Annotated in this window: 19 protein-coding genes; 9 read left to right on the top strand and 10 right to left on the bottom strand. The window is 72.2% G+C overall.

The genetic code is table 11. The features are described 5' to 3' along the window. Window positions 1–8: 8 nt before the first annotated feature. Window positions 9–488, top strand: coding sequence for an NUDIX hydrolase (locus BA175_RS26235; RefSeq protein WP_069173990.1), 480 nt, complete (start codon window positions 9–11; stop codon window positions 486–488). A gap of 61 nt (window positions 489–549) precedes the next feature. Here BA175_RS26235 and BA175_RS26230 read toward each other — a convergent pair whose 3' ends face one another. Next, window positions 550–1944, bottom strand: a complete 1395-nt coding sequence (locus BA175_RS26230; protein WP_069173989.1) for an MFS transporter — start codon at window positions 1942–1944, stop codon at window positions 550–552. Window positions 1945–2409: 465 nt separating this feature from the next. On the opposite strand from BA175_RS26230, the gene BA175_RS26225 reads away from it, so the two are divergent. Beyond that, window positions 2410–2685, top strand: a complete 276-nt coding sequence (locus BA175_RS26225; protein WP_069173988.1) for a hypothetical protein — start codon at window positions 2410–2412, stop codon at window positions 2683–2685. A 421-nt stretch (window positions 2686–3106) separates the two neighbouring features. Next, entirely contained in the window at window positions 3107–3817 is a 711-nt protein-coding gene (locus BA175_RS26220; protein ID WP_069173987.1) for a B3/B4 domain-containing protein, read from the top strand. Window positions 3818–4175: 358 nt separating this feature from the next. Here BA175_RS26220 and BA175_RS26215 read toward each other — a convergent pair whose 3' ends face one another. The 6 genes from BA175_RS26215 to BA175_RS32040 all read right to left on the bottom strand — a co-directional run bounded on the left by BA175_RS26215 (window position 4176) and on the right by BA175_RS32040 (window position 7897). Continuing rightward, complete coding sequence (locus tag BA175_RS26215) at window positions 4176–4439, bottom strand: metal-sensitive transcriptional regulator (protein WP_069173986.1); 264 nt, start codon at window positions 4437–4439, stop codon at window positions 4176–4178. A gap of 51 nt (window positions 4440–4490) precedes the next feature. After that, window positions 4491–5393, bottom strand: a complete 903-nt coding sequence (locus tag BA175_RS26210; RefSeq protein ID WP_069173985.1) for a sulfite exporter TauE/SafE family protein — start codon at window positions 5391–5393, stop codon at window positions 4491–4493. After that, entirely contained in the window at window positions 5390–5974 is a 585-nt protein-coding gene (locus BA175_RS26205) for a rhodanese-like domain-containing protein (protein ID WP_079159814.1), read from the bottom strand. The genes BA175_RS26210 and BA175_RS26205 overlap by 4 nt, the downstream gene beginning before the upstream one ends. A gap of 116 nt (window positions 5975–6090) precedes the next feature. Continuing rightward, window positions 6091–7482: an MBL fold metallo-hydrolase gene (locus tag BA175_RS26200; protein ID WP_069173984.1), complete on the bottom strand. Its 1392-nt coding sequence runs from the start codon at window positions 7480–7482 to the stop codon at window positions 6091–6093. A gap of 104 nt (window positions 7483–7586) precedes the next feature. Further along, on the bottom strand, window positions 7587–7727 hold the full coding sequence (locus BA175_RS32045) for a rhodanese-like domain-containing protein (protein WP_254667989.1): 141 nt from the start codon (window positions 7725–7727) through the stop codon (window positions 7587–7589). Then, on the bottom strand, window positions 7724–7897 hold the full coding sequence (locus BA175_RS32040; protein WP_254667988.1) for a rhodanese-like domain-containing protein: 174 nt from the start codon (window positions 7895–7897) through the stop codon (window positions 7724–7726). Before BA175_RS32040 ends, BA175_RS32045 begins: the two co-directional genes overlap by 4 nt. Window positions 7898–8159: 262 nt before the next feature. Between BA175_RS32040 and BA175_RS26190 the strand changes: the two genes are divergently transcribed. Further along, a complete protein-coding gene (locus BA175_RS26190; RefSeq protein WP_069173983.1) occupies window positions 8160–9494 on the top strand; it encodes an MFS transporter in 1335 nt (444 codons plus the stop codon). Between the two features lie 111 nt (window positions 9495–9605). Here BA175_RS26190 and BA175_RS26185 read toward each other — a convergent pair whose 3' ends face one another. Both BA175_RS26185 and BA175_RS26180 read right to left on the bottom strand, forming a co-directional pair. Then, window positions 9606–11030, bottom strand: coding sequence for a sensor histidine kinase (locus tag BA175_RS26185; RefSeq protein ID WP_069173982.1), 1425 nt, complete (start codon window positions 11028–11030; stop codon window positions 9606–9608). Beyond that, window positions 11027–11761 (bottom strand): response regulator transcription factor, encoded by a 735-nt coding sequence (locus tag BA175_RS26180; RefSeq protein ID WP_069173981.1) that lies wholly within the window; start codon window positions 11759–11761, stop codon window positions 11027–11029. Before BA175_RS26180 ends, BA175_RS26185 begins: the two co-directional genes overlap by 4 nt. A gap of 173 nt (window positions 11762–11934) precedes the next feature. Between BA175_RS26180 and BA175_RS26175 the strand changes: the two genes are divergently transcribed. From BA175_RS26175 to BA175_RS26155, 5 genes are all read left to right on the top strand, one after another. Beyond that, window positions 11935–13299 (top strand): ferredoxin reductase family protein, encoded by a 1365-nt coding sequence (locus BA175_RS26175; RefSeq protein WP_069173980.1) that lies wholly within the window; start codon window positions 11935–11937, stop codon window positions 13297–13299. Between the two features lie 11 nt (window positions 13300–13310). Next, window positions 13311–13739 (top strand): FMN-binding protein, encoded by a 429-nt coding sequence (locus BA175_RS26170; protein WP_069173979.1) that lies wholly within the window; start codon window positions 13311–13313, stop codon window positions 13737–13739. Further along, window positions 13732–14499, top strand: a complete 768-nt coding sequence (locus tag BA175_RS26165) for an FAD:protein FMN transferase (RefSeq protein WP_069173978.1) — start codon at window positions 13732–13734, stop codon at window positions 14497–14499. The genes BA175_RS26170 and BA175_RS26165 overlap by 8 nt, the downstream gene beginning before the upstream one ends. Before the next feature lie 298 nt (window positions 14500–14797). Further along, on the top strand, window positions 14798–15196 hold the full coding sequence (locus BA175_RS26160) for a DUF302 domain-containing protein (RefSeq protein WP_069173977.1): 399 nt from the start codon (window positions 14798–14800) through the stop codon (window positions 15194–15196). A gap of 210 nt (window positions 15197–15406) precedes the next feature. Then, window positions 15407–16477, top strand: a complete 1071-nt coding sequence (locus BA175_RS26155) for an alcohol dehydrogenase catalytic domain-containing protein (RefSeq protein WP_069173976.1) — start codon at window positions 15407–15409, stop codon at window positions 16475–16477. 45 nt (window positions 16478–16522) lie between these two features. Here the strand turns inward: BA175_RS26155 and BA175_RS26150 are convergent, their stop codons facing one another. Then, window positions 16523–17221, bottom strand: a complete 699-nt coding sequence (locus BA175_RS26150) for a response regulator (protein WP_069173975.1) — start codon at window positions 17219–17221, stop codon at window positions 16523–16525. Between the last annotated feature and the right edge of the window lie 131 nt (window positions 17222–17352).

The raw sequence follows: 17352 nt of genomic DNA, 5'->3' as shown, positions 1-17352 counted from the left end.
CTCGTCGCATGGCTACTCCCGACTTCATCCGCGCCATCCGCGCGACCGCCGGACATCAGCTGCTCCTGCTGCCGGGCGTCACCGCGGTCGTGTTCGACGACGAAGGGCGGGTCCTCCTCGGCCGCCGGTCCGACACCGGCAAGTGGTCGGTGATCGGCGGCATCTCCGAGCCCGGGGAGGAACCCGCGGCGACGGCGGAGCGAGAGGTGTACGAGGAGACGGCCGTGCGCTGCGTCGCCGAGCGGGTCGTGCTCACCCAGGCCCTGAAGCCGGTGCAGTACGCCAACGGGGACCGGTGCCAGTACCTTGACGTCACCTTCCGCTGCCGGGCGACCGGCGGCGAGGCGCGGGTGAACGACGACGAGTCGCTGGAGGTCGCGTGGTTCTCCGTCGACGCGCTGCCGCCGCTCAGCGAGTTCTCACTGTTCCGGATCAAGCAGTCACTCACCGACGGGCCCACCTGGTTCGAGCCGACGCCCCGCGGGTGAGCGACGGGCCTGCCTCCGCCCGTACGGCGGACGCAGGCCCGTCGGTTGTCGGCGTCCGGTGTCAGACCGGGCGCGCGTCGGTGGGCAGCGCCGTCCGGTCCCCGGAATCCGCGGGCGCTCCGGTGCCTGCCTCCAGGTCCTCGAGGTCCCGGTTCCTGGTCTCCTTGGCGCACACGATCGCCAGGACGGTGATCAGCGCGGCCGCGATCACGTACAGCGCGATCGGCGTCGAACTGTCGAACTCGGCGAGGAGCGCGGTGGCGATGAGGGGTGCCGGGGCCCCGGCCGCGACCGAAGAGAACTGGGCGCCGATCGACGCGCCCGAGTAGCGCATCCGCGTCGCGAACATCTCCGCGAAGAACGCCGCCTGCGGTGCGTACATCGCGCCGTGGAAGACCAGCCCCACGGTGACGGCGAGCAGCAGGCTGCCGAAACTCCGGCTGTCGATCAGCGCGAAGAACGGGAACATCCACAGCCCCACGCCGACCGCCCCGATCAGATAGACGGGCCGGCGCCCCACCCGGTCGGACAGCGCGCCCCACAGCGGGATCACGGCGAAGTGCACGGCGGAGGCGACGAGTACGGCGTTGAGCGCCGTCTGCTTGCTCAGATCGGCGGCTGTCGTCGCGTACACGAGGATGAACGCGGTGATCACGTAGTAGCTGATGTTCTCGGCCATGCGCGCGCCCATGGCGATCAGCACATCACGCCAGTGGTGCCGCAGCACGGCCACCAGCGGCATCTTCTCGGCGGGCGCGGCGTCGGCCTTGCGCTGCGCGGCCTGGGCCAGCGCGGCCTTGAAGACAGGTGATTCATCGACGGAGAGACGGATCCACAGGCCGAGGATCACCAGCACCCCGGAGAGCAGGAAGGGGATGCGCCAGCCCCACGACTCGAAGGCGGACTCGGACATGAGCGCGGTGAGGGCGGAGAGCACCCCGGTGGCGAGCAACTGACCGGCGGGCGCGCCCGTCTGAGGCCACGACGCCCAGAACCCGCGCCGCCGGGCGTCCCCGTGTTCGGACACCAGCAGCACGGCGCCGCCCCACTCGCCCCCGAGGGCGAACCCCTGAACCAGTCGCAGGACGGTGAGCAGGACGGGGGCGGCGGAGCCGACGGTGGCGTGCGTCGGCAGGAGCCCGATGGCGAACGTCGCGCCGCCCATCATCAGCAGGCTGAGCACCAGCAGCTTCTTGCGCCCGAGCCGGTCCCCGTAATGCCCGAACACCAGGGCTCCGAGGGGGCGGGCGGCGAAGCCGACCGCGTAGGTGAGGAAGGAGAGGAGGGTGCCGACGAGCGGGTCGGAGTCGGGGAAGAACAACTTGTTGAAGACCAGCGCGGCGGCCGATCCGTAGAGGAAGAAGTCGTACCACTCGACGGTGGTGCCGATGAGGGACGCGGCGACGATGCGCTTGAGGTTGTTCGGGGCTGGTGGAGCGGCTGCGGGCGACGACATCGGCACCACTTCCTGGGGTGTAACGGGGACGGTTGCGTGTCGCCACACCGTAGGAATCCGCAGGTCAGGCGCACATGTGGCGGGACAACATAGTTGGAGGGCCGGGTGTGCGTGCGGCCACCATGCCGGCTCGTGGAAAGGCGTCTCAGGGCATCGGTGGTGGTCGAAACGAGTGCCGTCCGGGACGCGTAGTTCAGCACGATTTGACGGTGCCGTGCTGACTCCCGTGCTGGTTTGGTGCTGACTAAAATCCCACGTCATCATCCGTCCTCACCTGTCCCGTGCTGACATGGTGCTGACTACGCTCCGTTGAACTCGGGCATCTGGGATTGATCGACTCAGAGTCGTTGCGTGGCAGGTGACCGGACTGAGAGACCGAGTCCGGCCTTGCCGCTCAGACGCTGTCGGCACGGGCAAGGCGCTGCGTCTGGTCACGATGCATCAACCCCCGCACGGGAGACACTCATGCTGTTCGTCATCGCCATCATCGGAATCTGCATACTCGGCTTCACCCTGTGGTACTCGGTGCGCGTCGCCGGAATGCGCGGCCTGCCCGCGTGGCGCAGGTTCCTCCCCATCAGCCTTCTTGTGCTGTCCATCGCAGCAAGCCTGCTGCGAGCCGCCGACATCCCCCAGGTCGCGAACGCGGTCGCCTTCCCCCTGCTCCTGGCCGCGATCGCGGTGTCCCTGATCGAAGTGCGGGCCGAGAGAAACCGGCGCACACCAACGCTGACGCAGTAGAAGAACCCCACCCTTCGGGTACCCCGTTCCCCGCGAGCACGCAGCAGCCGTGGCAGTAGTGATCCGGCCGAGGCGCGCACAGCGCTCGGCGGTGGGGCGTGGCCCCTCCCGTGCCGGTGGGCGGCGCCGTGCCCGGGAATCGCTCGTGCCGCACGTCGGCCACCACCGTGGTTGCCGGTCTTGACCGGGGTGACGCGGTCCGGATAATGCGACAACACATCCCGCTGTCCTCACGCCGCATGATCGGGCGTCAGTTGCTGCATGTATCAGGAGTACGTCCCGGCCGCCGGAGTCCGGCGGCCGGGTTGTTGTGCGGTACGGCATCACACGACCCGGCCGCGTAACCGCCGCCCGGAGGCATCTGGACATCTGACTCCCCGCTCGCCGCACCGCCCGCACCCACCATGGAACGGACTCCCTGATGACCACCTTCCGCATCGACGCCGCCGTCGCGGACGCCTTTCCCGACACCCTGATCGCCGTCCTCACCGCCACCGGCCTGCGGGGCCGGGAGCCCTGGCCTGCCACCACCGCCGCGCAGCAGGAACTGGAGCAGCAACTCGCGGACGGCACCTGGCAGCCCGCGGACGAGACCGACCCCCGCATCGAGGCGTGGCACACCGCCTACCGCTCCTTCGGTACCAACCCCCGCCGCATCCGGCCCAGCGTCGACGCCCTGGGACGCCGTCTGACGAAGAAGGGCACCCTGCCGCGTATCAGCCCCGCCGTCGACTCCTACAACGTCGTCTCCGTCCGCCACGGGCTGCCCGTCGGCGCCTTCGACCTCGGCCAGGTCACGGGGGACGTCGACATCCGCTACGCCGACGGCGGTGAGACCTTCACCCCCCTCGGGGAACCCGACGCCGTCGAGCACCCCAAGGCGGGCGAGATCATCTGCACCGACAGCACCGACGTCCTCACCCGGCACTGGAACCACCGCGACGCGCACCGCACCCGCGTCACCGAGGACTCCACCCAGGTCGCCTTCGTCCTCGAGACACTCCGCGCCACTGCGGACGGACACCTCCTCAAGGCCGCCGTCGGCGAACTGCAGGAACTGCTCGACGGACACTGCGCGCAGAGCGCCGTCCACTACCTCAGCCCGACGCACCCGCAGGCCGCCATCTGCTGAGCCGCGTCCCCGCACCGGGCCGGTCGACCACCGCGCCGGGCGTGTACCCCCGGCAGCGGGACCGCCTCGGACGCGAAGCGATCGAGGCGGGCGACGGTGCGTGCGGAGGCGGGCGCACCGGCCGGTGGCCGGCGCTCACGCCTGGCCGGCCGGAGACAGGGGCCGGAGACAGGGGCCGGGGGCACCGCGGCGCGGACCGGAGCCTCCGCGCGTCTGAGGGGCACACGCCGGCGGAGGCCCGACCGGGAGCCCGGACGTGCTGACGGCCCCTCCTCCCGCCCGGCGAAAGCACCGTGCGGGAGGAGGGGCCGGACAAGCCTGCCGAGGAATGCTGACCACCTCTCCGCAGGCCTTCCTGTCAGGCCAGGGCGAGGAAGAGCTTCTCCAGTTCCTCCTGCGTCATGGGCGGAGCGTCGGAGCCTTCGGCGAGGCACTGCCGCATCCCGCTCGCCACGATCTTGAACCCGGCCCGGTCCAGGGCCCGGGAGACGGCGGCCAGTTGGGTGACGACGTCCTTGCAGTCGCGGCCGCTCTCGACCGCAGTGATCACTGCTGCCAGCTGTCCCTGCGCCCGGCGTAGACGGTTCAGTACAGGCCTGACCGATTCTTCGTCCACCTGCATGACAGTTCCTCCTTCACCCCCCCTGAACAAAGATACCCGAAGGGGTATGAATCAGGACTTCACCGAGGTGTGCTCGTGTCCTTGCGCGGTGACGGCCGGATCAGGTTCACCGCCCTTGGAGGTCCGCCGTACCCGGGCCGTCACCGCGGCGGCCAGCACGGTACCGAGCCCCACCCAGGTGGCCGGGTGGGTCCAGACGCCGGTGTCGAGTTGCTGGGCGAGGACGAAGACGCCCATGACCACGACGAACCAGCCGAAGGCCTTGCGGAGCGTCTCCTGGGGGATACGGCCCGCCACCCTGCCGCCGATCAGACTGCCCACCACCGCGACGGCCGTCACGGTCAGAGCCAGGCGCCAGTCGATCTCGACGCCCGAGAGGTGGCCGGCCAGGCCCGCGAAGGACTTCATCGCGATGACCAGGAGCGAGGTGCCGACCGCGATGCTCATCGGGAGCCCACCGAGTATGGCCAGGGCCGGGACGACGAGGAATCCGCCGCCGGAGCCCACCAGGCCCGTCACCGCGCCGACGACCAGACCCTCCACCGCGATGTGCTTCACCGGCAGGTCGTGGTGGGCGGGCCGCGTCCTGCTCCGGCCCTCGCGTGGCTTGCGGAGCATCGCGACCGCGGTGGCCAGCATCATCAGGGCGAAGGCGACGAGGAGTACCGTGCCCGGGATGTACTCCGCGACACGTCCGCCGCCGTACGCGCCGACCATGCTGAACCCGCCGAAGAGCAGACCGGTCCGCCAGCGGATCCGGCGGGCCCGGGCGTGGGGGACCAGCGCGGCCAGGCTCGTGACCCCGACCACGAACAGCGAGGTGGCGATCGCCTCCTTGGTGCCCTGCCCGGCCAGGTAGACCAGGATCGGCACTGTCAGGATCGACCCGCCGCCGCCGAGCACACCGAGGCTGACGCCGACGAGCAGGGAAGCGGCCAGGACCAGGGCGGTCACGGCGTACTCCGCAGCTCCGCGATCACCGTACGGATGTCAGCTCGCGGGCCGCGGTTGTAGGGGAGCTTCGACAACAGGACGCCCATGGCGCAGGAGTTGCTGAGCGCGGCGTACGTCAGGCCGGCACCGACCGCGGTACCGATCAGGTGTGCGCCCGGGACGAAGATCCCGACGAGGCCGGTGGTCAGGACGATCGACCCGGCGACGAGGCGGACCTGACGCTCCATGTCCCAGCGCTCGGGCCCTCGGTTGAGGGGCGCACCGGCGGTCTCCCAGGCGACGATCCCGCCCTCCAGCACCCGCAGGTTCGGCAGACCGGCCTCGGACAGCGCCTTCTCGGCCTGGGCGGCACGCTGGCCCGAGCGGCAGACGAGCACGACATCCTCGTCGAGGTGGTCCAGCAGCTCCGCACGGTGCTCGCGCAGCGTGTTCAGGGGCACGTTGTACGAGCCGGGGATGTGCGCCGTACGGAACTCGCCGGGCGTGCGCACGTCCAGCAGGCGCGGCGCCCGTCCTTCCTGGGTGAGCCGATGGAGCACGGCGGGGCCGATCGAGAGGGCAGGGGCGGGGGTGTTGTTCATGGGATTCCGTTTCAGGTCGTCCCGCGTACGGGGGGTACGCGTGGCGTGTGGGGTGCCGAGGCCGGTCGCGGCCTCGGGCTCCGGTGAGCAGGCCCCGAGGGGCCGGGGTGCTGCGGTCAGACCGTGTCGGCCGACTGCCTGGAGAGCGCCCAGGCCGCGTAGCCGCCGAGGATGTCCGACACGTCCTGCACGCCGCGGCTGCGCAGCAGGCTGGCCGCGATGGACGAGCGGTGGCCGCCCGCGCAGTGCAGGACCAGGGGCCGGTCCGCGGGCAGTTCGGCGGTGCGCGCGGTCAGTTCGCTCAGAGGGATGTGCAGGGCCTCGGGGATGAAGCCGTTGGCCTCGCGCTCGCCGCAGGTGCGGACGTCCACGACGACGGGCGGGTTGTCTCCGGTGAGGGCGGCCTTCAGCTGGGCGGCGGTCAGGCGGCTGGCGGGGACGACCTCGCTCTCCATCACCCTGAGGGCGTCCTCGGGGTTGCGCAGGTAGCCCACCACCCGGTCGAAGCCGATGCGGGCGAGGCGGGTCACGACCTCCTCCTCGCGGTTCTGCGCGGCCATGACGACGAGCTCGTCGGCCGGGTCCAGGACGGTGCCGGCCTGTTCGGCGAACCGGCCGTCGGCGGGTACGTTGACCGCGCCGCCCAGGTGCCCGGCGGCGAACTCCTGCGGGTCGCGGGCGTCGACGACGACCGCACCCGTCTCCCTCAGCCCGGTGAACTCCTCGAGCGTCAGCGGCCTGGCCGTCGCCGTCGCGTCGTAGCGGACGCGGTCCTTGCGGTTGAGTTCCGCGTCGTAGGCGAAGTAGCCGGGCGCGGAGGACTGGCCGGCGGTGACCAGTGCGACGAACTCCTCGCGGCTCATCGGGGCGCAGGCGTAGTTGGTGGCACGCTGCTCGCCGATGGTCGACTGCTTCTCCGTGGAGAGGTTCTTGCCGCAGGCCGATCCGGCGCCGTGGGCGGGGAAGACCCGGACCTCGTCCGGCAGCCCCATCAGCTTGCGCTGCACGCTGTCGTGGAGCATCCCGCCCAGTTCCTCGGCGGTCACGCCCACCGAGGCGAGCAGGTCGGGCCGGCCCACGTCGCCGATGAAGAGCGCGTCGCCGGTCAGGACGCCGTACGGGACGGTGTCATCGGCCTTCTCGTACACCAGGACGCTGATCGACTCCGGGGTGTGGCCCGGGGTCTCCATGATCTCCAGGGTCACGTCGCCCAGCGAGAGCCGCTCGCCCTCGGCCAGCTTGCGGATCGGGTACTCGGTCTCGGCGCGGCGGCCGTAGCCGATCCACGCGCCGGTCGCGTCCGCCATCTCCAGGTGACCGGCGACGAAGTCGGCGTGGAAGTGGGTGTTGATCACGCCGACCACGGTGAGCCCACGGGCGCGGGCGTCGGCCAGGTACTCGGAGACGTCCCGGCGCGGGTCGACGACCACCGCCTTCCCCGTCGTCTCGTCGGCGATCATGTACGAGGCCTGGGAGAGGCAGTCGAGGTAGTACTGGGTGAAGAACACGGCGAATTCCTCCTGGTGGAAGGTGCACCCCGCGATCGCGGGTGCGTAAGGGGGCGGGGCGGTCGTGTGCCCGGCGGGCCGGGGCCGGCCTGCCGGGCCGGTGGTCAGGCGGGCGAGCCGCCCGCCAGGGGCCGGCCGGTGCGGGCCCAGCCCGCGGTGCCGCCCGTGACGGAGAGCGCGTCCACGCCGCGGGCCGCGAGGTGCTCGGCGGCCCGGAGGCTCCGGTTGCCGCTCGCGCAGATCACGTACACCGGCCGGCGGGCAGGACGTCGAGAGCGGAGCCGAACGCGGACAGCGGTGCGCTGTGGACGCCCGGTACATGACCGGCCGCGTACTCGTCGGGCTCGCGGACGTCGATGGCGAACGCACCGCCGGCCAGTGCGGCGGCGAAGACGTCCACGTCTACTTCGTGCATGGGAGCTCCCTCACCTCGCGGTACCCCGGGGGGTATTTACGTACTCGACCGTAAGGTTGCTCCGACCGCGAAGTCAAATACCCCCCTGGGTATCCTGGATCACAGGTGGACCGCGCTGTCCCGAGGTTCGTGAAAATACGGGTGGGGGTATGTTGGAGTGCATGTATGCGGACCGCGCCGCTGGACGGTGCGGTTCTCTGCGGACCGGACACCCGGCCGCTCACCGCCGCTGCTCCGACCCAGGCTGCGAGGACCCCCGCCCGTGAGAAGCACCCCCACCGCGGCCGCCGCACCGGCCGGCGCGTCCCTCCGTCCGGTACGGCTGGGTCTGCGCGAGAACCGGCTCCAGTTCACCCTGCTGGTCGTCGTGACCGCGGCTGTGGGCGCTCTGGTCGGCTCGGAACGCACGACCGTGCCGCTGATCGGCTCCGAGACGTTCGGCCTGACCAGTGATCTGGCCGTCTTCTCCTTCATCATCGCTTTCGGACTCACCAAGGCCCTGACCAACCTCGCGGCCGGGGCGCTCACCGCCCGCTACCGCCGCAAACAGCTGCTCGTGACGGGCTGGCTGATCGGCGTACCCGTCCCCTTCGCTCTCGCGTACGCGCCCTCGTGGGGCTGGATCGTCGCCGCCAACGTCCTGCTCGGCCTGAACCAGGGCCTCACCTGGTCGATGACCGTCACCATGAAGATCGACCTCGTGGGCCCCGCCCGCCGGGGACTGGCCACCGGCCTGAACGAGGCCGCCGGATACACCGCCCTCGGGGTGACCGCCCTGGTCACCGGCTACCTCGCCACCGGCTACGGCCTGCGCCCTCTCCCCGAGCTCGTCGGCGTCGTCTTCGTCGTCGCCGGCCTCGCTCTCGCCCTCCTGGTCCGCGACACCGCCGCACACGTCGCCCTCGAACTCGCCCACCACTCCACACCGCCGGACACCGGCGAGGACACCGGCTGGAAGGCCACCTTCACCCGCACCTCCTGGCGGGACCGCTCCCTGCGGGGTGCCGGTCAGGCGGGGCTGGTCAACAACCTCAACGACGGCCTCACCTGGGGCGTCTTCCCCCTGCTCTTCACCGACCACGGTCTGGGGCTGGCCGCCGTGGGCCTGATCAAGGGGCTTCACCCCCTCCTGTGGGGCATCGGCCAGATCCCGGCCGGCCACCTCGCGGACCGCGTCGGCCGCAAGCCCCTCATCGTGACCGGCATGCTCGTCCAGGCAGGCGGCTTCGTCGTGGCCCTCGCCCTCCTGGACCGCCCCCTGCTCGCCGGAGTCCTCTCGGCGGTCCTCCTGGGCCTGGGCACCGCCATGGTCTACCCGGCCCTCCTCGCGACCGTCTCCGACCACGCGCACCCCGCGTGGCGCGCCAATGCCCTGGGCACCTACCGCTTCTGGCGTGACATCGGCTACGCCGCCGGTGCCCTGGTCGCCGGAGTCCTCGCCGACCGGCTCGGTCTGAACGCCACCGTGATCGCCGCGGCCGTCCTCACCGCGGGATCGGGACTCCTCGCCGCCCGCTGGATCACCGAGCGTCGGCCCGCCACCCCGGTGAGACGGGCCGAGGGGCACCTGGGGGACGGGGACGGCTCGGCGGGGTGAACGCCCGCACGAGGCCGGTCCGCCGAACCGGCCTCGTGCGGCCCCCGCCCGGCGGCGCCAGGGCGGACCGCACTCGGCGCGCACGGCACGCAGGAGCGGACACCGACGGTGTCAGCGGGGGAGGGTGAGGCGGAAAGCCGTCCGTCCGGGGCTGCTCGTGACGGTCGCCGTCCCCCCGTGGGCGGTGACGACGGCGTGGACGATGGCCAGGCCGAGCCCCGTGCTGCCGGTGGCGCGGGAGCGGGCGTGGTCGGCACGCACGAAGCGGCCGAAGACCTCGGGGAGGATCTCCTCGGGGATACCGGGGCCGTTGTCGCTCACCTCCACGGTCACGCCGGTCCGGTCGGTCGTCAGGGCGACGGTGACGTCGGTGCCGGGCGGGGTGTGGGTGCGGGCGTTGGCGAGGAGGTTCCCGACGGCCTGCTGGAGGCGGTGCGCGTCGCCGGTCACCGTGACGGGTTCCCGGGGCAGGTCGAGAAGCCAGTGGTGCCGGGGGCCCGCCGCCCGTGCGTCGTCCGTCGCGTTCAGGATCAGCAGGGTCAGGTCCACCGGCTCGTGCTCCAGGGGGCGCCCGGCGTCCAGGCGGGCGAGGAGCAGCAGGTCGTCGACGAGGCGGGTCATGCGCCGTGACTCGCCGTCGATGCGTTCCAGCGCGTGGCGCACGGCGGCGGGGACGGGGCCGTGCCGGCGCAGGGCGAGTTCGGCGTGGCCGCGGATGTTGGCGACGGGGGTGCGCAGTTCGTGGCTGGCGTCCGCGGCGAAGTGCCGCAGCCGTTCCTCGCTGGCCTGGCGGCTCGTGAGGGCGTTCTCGACGTGGCCGAGCATGTGGTTGAGGGCGGCGCCGACCTGGCCGACCTCGGTGCGGGGGTCGGTGTCCGGCAGCGGCCCGGGCATGGCGATCTCCCCGCTGGCGAGCGGCAGGCCGGCCACCTCGGTGGCCCGGGCGGCGACTCTGCGGAGCGGGCGCAGGGAGACCCTGACCCAGAGGGCCCCGGCGAAGCCCGTGGCCACGAGGGCCGCGCCGAACAGCGCCGCCTCGACCGCCGCGAGCCGGTGGACCGTCTCTTCCACCGGGTGCAGGGGCAGGCCGGTGATCAGGGTGTCCCGGTCGTCGCCCCGGACAGCCGAGACGCGGTACGTCCCCAGACGGGAGAGGTGGATGCTGTACCCGTTCCCGTCCACCGGCACTCCGGCCAGCGCGTGCCGGTCCTCGGAGGTGAGACGAACGGGGCGGTCCGCGGCGTCGTCGACGACGGCGGCCTGGGTGACGACGCCGTTCAGCAGCCGGGCGCCGAAGGTCGACTCGGCCTGGCCCCGGGTGTCGGAGCTGTTGTCGGCATCGCGCTCGCTCTCGTGCTCCAGGCTCGCGGCGAACCGGCCGCCGGAGGCGGCGAGCTGTTCGTCCAGGCGTCCCATGAGGAAGCCGCGAAGCGCGAGGGCCGTGCTGATGCCGACGGCGACACAGGCCAGGGCGAGCAGGGTGACGAGTCCCGCGGTGAGCTGGCCACGAAGGGTGCGGGGTGGCGGCCGCCTCACGGGGTGTCCGGCTTGAGGACGTAACCGACACCGCGCACCGTGTGGATCATCGGGTTCCGTCCGGCGTCGATCTTCTTGCGCAGATAGCTGATGTAGAGCTCGACCACGTGGGCGCGGCCACCGAAGTCGTACGCCCAGACCCGGTCGAGGATCTGCTCCTTGGACAGGACACGGCGCGGATTGCGCATCAGGAACCGCAGAAGTTCGAACTCGGTACGGGACAGCTCGACGGTGACTCCGCCGCGCCGGACCTCCCTGGCCTCCTCGTCCATGGCGAGGTCACCGACGGTGAGCCAGTTCGCGCCCGGCTCCGCCGTCATGCCGGCCCGCCGGAGCAGTCCGCGCAGCCGGGCCAGGACCTCCTCCAGACTGTAGGGCTTGACGACGTAGTCGTCGCCGCCCGCGGTGATGCCCGCCACCCGGTCCTCGACCGCGTCGCGTGCGGTCAGGAACAGCACGCACACGCCGGGTGCCTCACGCCGCAGGGCACGCAGGACCTGCAGGCCGTCGAGGTCGGGCAGCATCCAGTCCAGGACCACGGCGTCCGGCCGGAAGTCACGGGCCTCGGCGAGCGCGGTCGCACCGTCGGCGGCCGTGCGGACCCGCCACCCCTCGCCGCCCATGACTCCGGACAGGACATCGGTGACGTCGGGTTCGTCGTCCACGACCAGGACCCGCACGGGTTCTCCGTCGGGGCGGTGCAGAGATGAGGGCGCAGGTGACTCGTCCATGGTTCCTCCAGCATCCCCCGGCGCGGGTCCGGGCCGTGCGAGCCACGTCTCTGAGTTTCCTCTGAATCCGCTCTCGGACCGCCCCGCGGAGCGACTTTCAGAGGGTACTCAGAGGCGGGACTGTGAGGCTGGCCGCTCGTCACCGGAAGTGAGCCCCCATCCGGAGGAGTCCTATGACCAGCACGTACACCACCACCGCGGACGCAGGCCGGAGCGTGCGCCACCGGCGCCCCCGCCGCAACGCCGTGCCCCTCGTGGCCCAGCTGGTGATCTGGGGTGGTGCCGCCGGAGTACTGGCCCTCTGGTGGAGCGACACGGCCTCGGTGGTCGGCCCGGCGGGCTGGCTCACCGGAGCGGGACGCATCACCGGTCTCCTGGCCGGCTACGCCTGCGCGATCCTGCTGGCCCTGATGGCCCGCGTCCCGCTCCTGGACCACACCGTCGGGACCGACCGTCTCGCCCGCTGGCACGCCTGGGGCGGCCGCTGCACCGTATCCCTCGCGCTCGCCCACACCCTGCTGATCATCTGGGGCTACTCGCTGACCTCGCACACGAACGTGGTGAGCCAGACCTCCACGCTCGTCCTGCACTACCCCGACCTCCTCAAGGGCACGGCCGGCTTCCTGCTGTTCCTGGCCACCGGCATCCTCTCCGCCCGCGCGGCCCGCCGCAGGATGAGTTACGAGACCTGGCACTACCTGCACTTCGCCACCTACCTCGCGGTCTTCCTCGCCTTCGGGCACCAGCTCTCCAACGGAGCCGACTTCGTCGGCAACCGTCCCGCGCAGGCGGCCTGGTACACGCTGTACCTCGGCGTCGCGGCGCTGGTGGCCTGGTACCGGTTCGCCGTACCCGTCCGGCGCGGCCTGCGCCACCGCCTCCGCGTCACCGCGGTCCATCCCGAGGCGCCGGGCGTGGTCTCCGTCCACCTCACCGGCGAGCACCTGGAAGATCTGGGAGGTGAGCCGGGACAGTTCCTGCGCTGGCGTTTCCTGGCCCGCGGCCTGTGGTGGACCGCCAACCCCTACTCCCTGTCCGCCCCCGCCCGGCCCGGGCACCTGCGCATCACGGTGAAGGCGGCCGGCGGCCACAGCACGGCACTCGCCCGCCTGAAACCCGGCACCAGGGTGTGGGCCGAGGGCCCCTACGGTGGGTTCACCGCGAACCGGCGTACCGCCCCCAAGGTGCTCCTGCTGGCCGGCGGAGTCGGCATCACGCCCCTGCGCGCCCTGTTCGAGACGCTGCCCGGCCAGGTCACCCTCGTCTACCGGGCGCGCCGCGCCGACGACCTCGCGCTGCGCGGTGAGATCGACGCGATAGCCGCCCGGCGGCGTGCCACCGTGCACTACGTCGTCGACGAGCCGGCCGGTTACTCCTCCCCCCTCACCGCCCAGGCGCTGAGCGCCCTCGTGCCGGACCTGGCCGCGCACGACGTCTACCTCTGCGGGCCGTCCGGCATGACGCGGGCCGCGATCACCGCCCTGCGCGACGCCGGGGTCCCGGCACGGCGTATCCACCACGAGTCGTTCGCGTTCTGAGGAGTACCCCCATGCGCCGAGCTGTCATCACCACCACCGGGGCCAGCGCCCTGGTCCTCGCCCTGCTCGCCCTCAAACCCCACCACCTCGCCTCCCTCGCGGAGGCTCCCCGTCCCCCCGCGGCGTCGCACTCCGCGGGCACCGCGCCGGGGTCCTCCGCCGGGACGGGCACGTTCACCGGGAGTCCCGTCGACACCGAGTACGGGACGGTGCAGGTGGCCGCCACCCTGGTCAAGGGGAAGATCACCGACGTCAGGGTCCTCCAGGCCCCTGACCAGAACGGCCGCGACCGGGAGATCGCCTCGTACGCCCTGCCCCGCCTCACCCAGGAGGCGCTGGCGGCCCAGAACGCGCACATCGACGCCGTCTCCGGAGCGAGCTACACCAGCCAGGGCTACATGCAGTCCCTGCAGAGCGCCCTGGACCAGGCCCATGTCTGACACCGGATCCGGACTGCGCCACGTCGAGCACGTCATGGGCACCGTCTTCTCCTTCGACATCCGCGACCGGCCCACCCCCGCCGTCCGCCACGCCCTCGCCGAGGCGGTGCGGCACCTTCACCACGTCGACGCCGTCTTCTCCACCTACCGGCACGACAGCCACATCAGCCGCCTCGGCCGCGGCGAGATCCGCCTCAAGGACTGTCCCCCGGAGGTCGGGGAAGTGCTGTCGCTGTGCGCACGGGCCACCCGTGACAGCGACGGCTGGTTCAGTGCCGCCCCCGCGGGAAGCCTGGATCCCTCCGGGCTCGTCAAGGGCTGGGCCACCGAGGCCGCGTCCCGGATCCTCCACGAGGCGGGCGCGTTCGACACCTGCGTCAACGGCGGTGGTGACCTGCAGCTCCGCGGCCGGCCGGGCCCGGGCACCCCATGGCGCATCGGTATCGCCCACCCCCTGCGCCCCGGCGCACTGGTCACCGTCGTCACCGCCGCCGACGGCCTGGCCGTCGCCACCTCCGGCACCGCCGAACGCGGGGCCCACATCATCGACCCGCACACCGGCACCCCCACCGCCCCCTTCGCCTCGCTCACCCTCGTCGGACCCCGGCTGACACCCACCGACACCTACGCCACCGCCGCGTTCGCCCGAGGCGACGGCGCGCGGGAATGGATCGAAGCACTCGACGGCTACGAGGCGCTGGCCGTCCTGCCCGACGGCCGCGAATGGCGGACACGGGGATTCCACCACTACGGCTCGTGAGGGCTCAGGACTCCTGAGGGAACACGGAGCCGGCCGCGCTCGACGGCGAAGCTCCCACCGCGCCACGGCGAGCGGCCCGGCGGCCCCGGCGCTCGGCGGGACCACCAGGCCCGGGGATCATCACGCCGTGCGGGAGCCGAGCTCGCCGACCGCCTCGAAGGGGGAGTGCACTTCACGGCCCCGGGGCGCGTCGGTCACGGCAGCCCACGTGCCCCCGGGGCATATTTCCCTGGTGGCAGCCGCCACGTGCGTAGCGCGCCCGCCGACGCGGGCCGTGGGAGAGATGAGGTGGGAGACCGTGCCGTACGACCGCACCGTGATTCTGGGGGTACCGTTCGAGCGGGCGCAGCCGGCCGTCCGGCAGGCCCTGGCCGACCAGGGATTCGGGGTCCTGACCGAGATCGACGTGCGGGCGACCCTCAAGGCCAAGCTCGACCACGACATGGAGCCGTACCTGATCCTCGGCGCCTGCAATCCGCCCCTGGCCCGCCGGGCACTGGACGCCGACCGTTCCATCGGCCTGCTGCTGCCCTGCAACGTCGTCGTCCGCGCCGAGGGTGACCGGACCGTCGTGCAGGCCCTCGACCCCGGGACCATGGTCACGCTCACCGGGCTCGACGCGCTGGCACCCGTCGCCGAGGAAGCCACCCGTCGCCTCGACGCCGCTCTCGCGTCCCTCACGGACGCCCCCGTGTGACACCGGAGGGCCGGGCGCCGCGGCGGCCCCGTGCCGTGCGGAACGTACCGGCACCTCGGACCGGCGCGGGACCGGTGCCGCGCGACGGCGCCCTGGCCGGACGCGTCGGAGGGCCATCGAGTCCCCGGTCGGATACCGAACGGCCCAAGCGCCACGGTTCGCACCTTGCGACTCTGGTGCCAGGCACTCGGACACCGGAGAGGACGCGTCATGAAGGCACTGGTCTTCCACGGCAAGGGGCAGAAGTCCTGGCAGGACGTCCCGGACCCCGGCATCCAGGAGGCGGGCGACGCGGTGATCCGCGTCGATGCCGTCACGATCTGCGGAACGGACCTGCACATCCTCAAGGGAGACGTACCCGAGGTGCGGCCGGGCACCGTTCTCGGGCACGAGGCGGTGGGCGAAGTCGTCGAGACGGGAGGCGACGTACGGACCGTCCGGCCCGGCGACCGCGTGCTGATCTCATGCATCACGGCCTGTGGCCGCTGCCGGTTCTGCCGCGAGAACCGCCAGGGCCAGTGCCTCGGGGGCGGAGGCTGGATCCTGGGCCACACCATCGACGGCACCCAGGCCGAATACGTCCGGGTGCCGTTCGCCGACCTCTCCGTCCACCCACTGCCCAACGCGGTGACCAGCGAGGACGCCGTCCTGCTGGCGGACATCCTCCCGACGGCGTACGAGGTGGGTGTACTGAACGGGCGCGTGGGGCCGGGGGACACGGTGGCCGTGGTCGGGGCGGGGCCCATCGGGCTCGCCACCGTCGCGACGGCCTGCCTGTACACCCCGCGCAGGGTGATCGCCGTCGACTTCGCGCCGCAGCGGCTGGAGGCGGCGCGAGGCGTCGGCGCGGACGTGACCGTCGGCGCGGACGAGGACCCCGAGACGCTGGTCGCCGACCTCACCGGTGGTCTGGGCGCGGACGTCGTGGTCGAGGCGGTCGGTGTCCCGGAGGCCTTCGAGCAGTGCACGCGGATGGTCCGGCCGGGCGGCCGGGTCGCGAACGTAGGGGTGCACGGCGCCCCGGCGGCACTCCATCTCGAGAGCCTCTGGTCGAAGGACGTGACCATCACGACCGGGCTGGTCGACACCTTCTCGACGCCGTTGCTGCTGGAGATGATGGCGGCCGGGCGGCTGCCGGCCGCGTCCGCGATGGTCACCCACCGCTTCGCCCTGTCGCAGATGGAGGAGGCGTACGACACCTTCTCGCGCGCCGCCGGCACAGGTGCCCTGAAGGTGGTCCTCGGGGAGCCCACGCACGACGTGGTGTCGCTGCCCACCTGACGCCCCGCGCCCGCCGCGGGGACCGACCCTGCGCGGTCGCGGGCGTCAGCGGCCCGGCTGCTGCCGGTCGTGCGCCTGGGTTGCGATGACCGCCGCCTGGACCCGGCGCTCCACTCCCAGCTTCGCCAGGACACGGGAGATGTGGTTCTTGACCGTCTTCTCGGAGAGATAGAGCTTCTTGCTGATCTGCCGGTTCGTGAAACCCTCGCCCACGAGGTCCAGTACGGCCCGCTCCCGATCGGACAGCAGGGCCAGCTCGCCGTCCCCCTGGGAGGGCGCCGGACCGGGCACACGCAGCGAGTGCATGAGCCGGGCCGTGGTCGCCGGGTCCAGCATCGACTGCCCGGTGGCCACCGTCCGCACCGCTGCCACGAGGTCGGCGCCCTTGACCTCCTTGAGCACATAGCCCGCCGCTCCCGCCATGATGGAGTCGAGCAGGGCCTCCTCCTCGTCGAACGAGGTCAGCATGAGGCAGGCAAGCCCCGGCATGCGCGCACGCAGCTCCCTGCAGACGGTGATCCCGTCACCGTCCCGCAGCCGGACGTCGAGGACGGCGACGTCGGGCCGCAACGCCGGGCCACGCGCCAGGGCCTGTTCCGCGGATTCCGCCTCCCCCACCACCGTGAGGTCCGGTTCGGCGTCCAGCAGGTCCCGGAGACCGCAGCGGACGACCTCGTGATCGTCCAGTACGAAGACCCGGGTGGGCCCCTTCCCGGTAGCAGTGCTGAGGGCTGTCTCAGTCATCGCCGCCCCTGTTCCGATCGAGGCACCGCCACACACCAGGTGTGACCGCTTACAGGGGCAGTATCCCCCCACCCCGTCCTTCCGGCTCGGCGCGTGGGGCGCGGGGCCCGGCCGCCGGGACGAGCGGGCCG

Origin of the sequence: Streptomyces griseus (assembly GCF_001715295.1) — a bacterium.
Classification (GTDB): Bacteria; Actinomycetota; Actinomycetes; order Streptomycetales; family Streptomycetaceae; genus Streptomyces; species Streptomyces griseus_G.
This window is presented reverse-complemented; position numbering and strand designations above follow the sequence as displayed.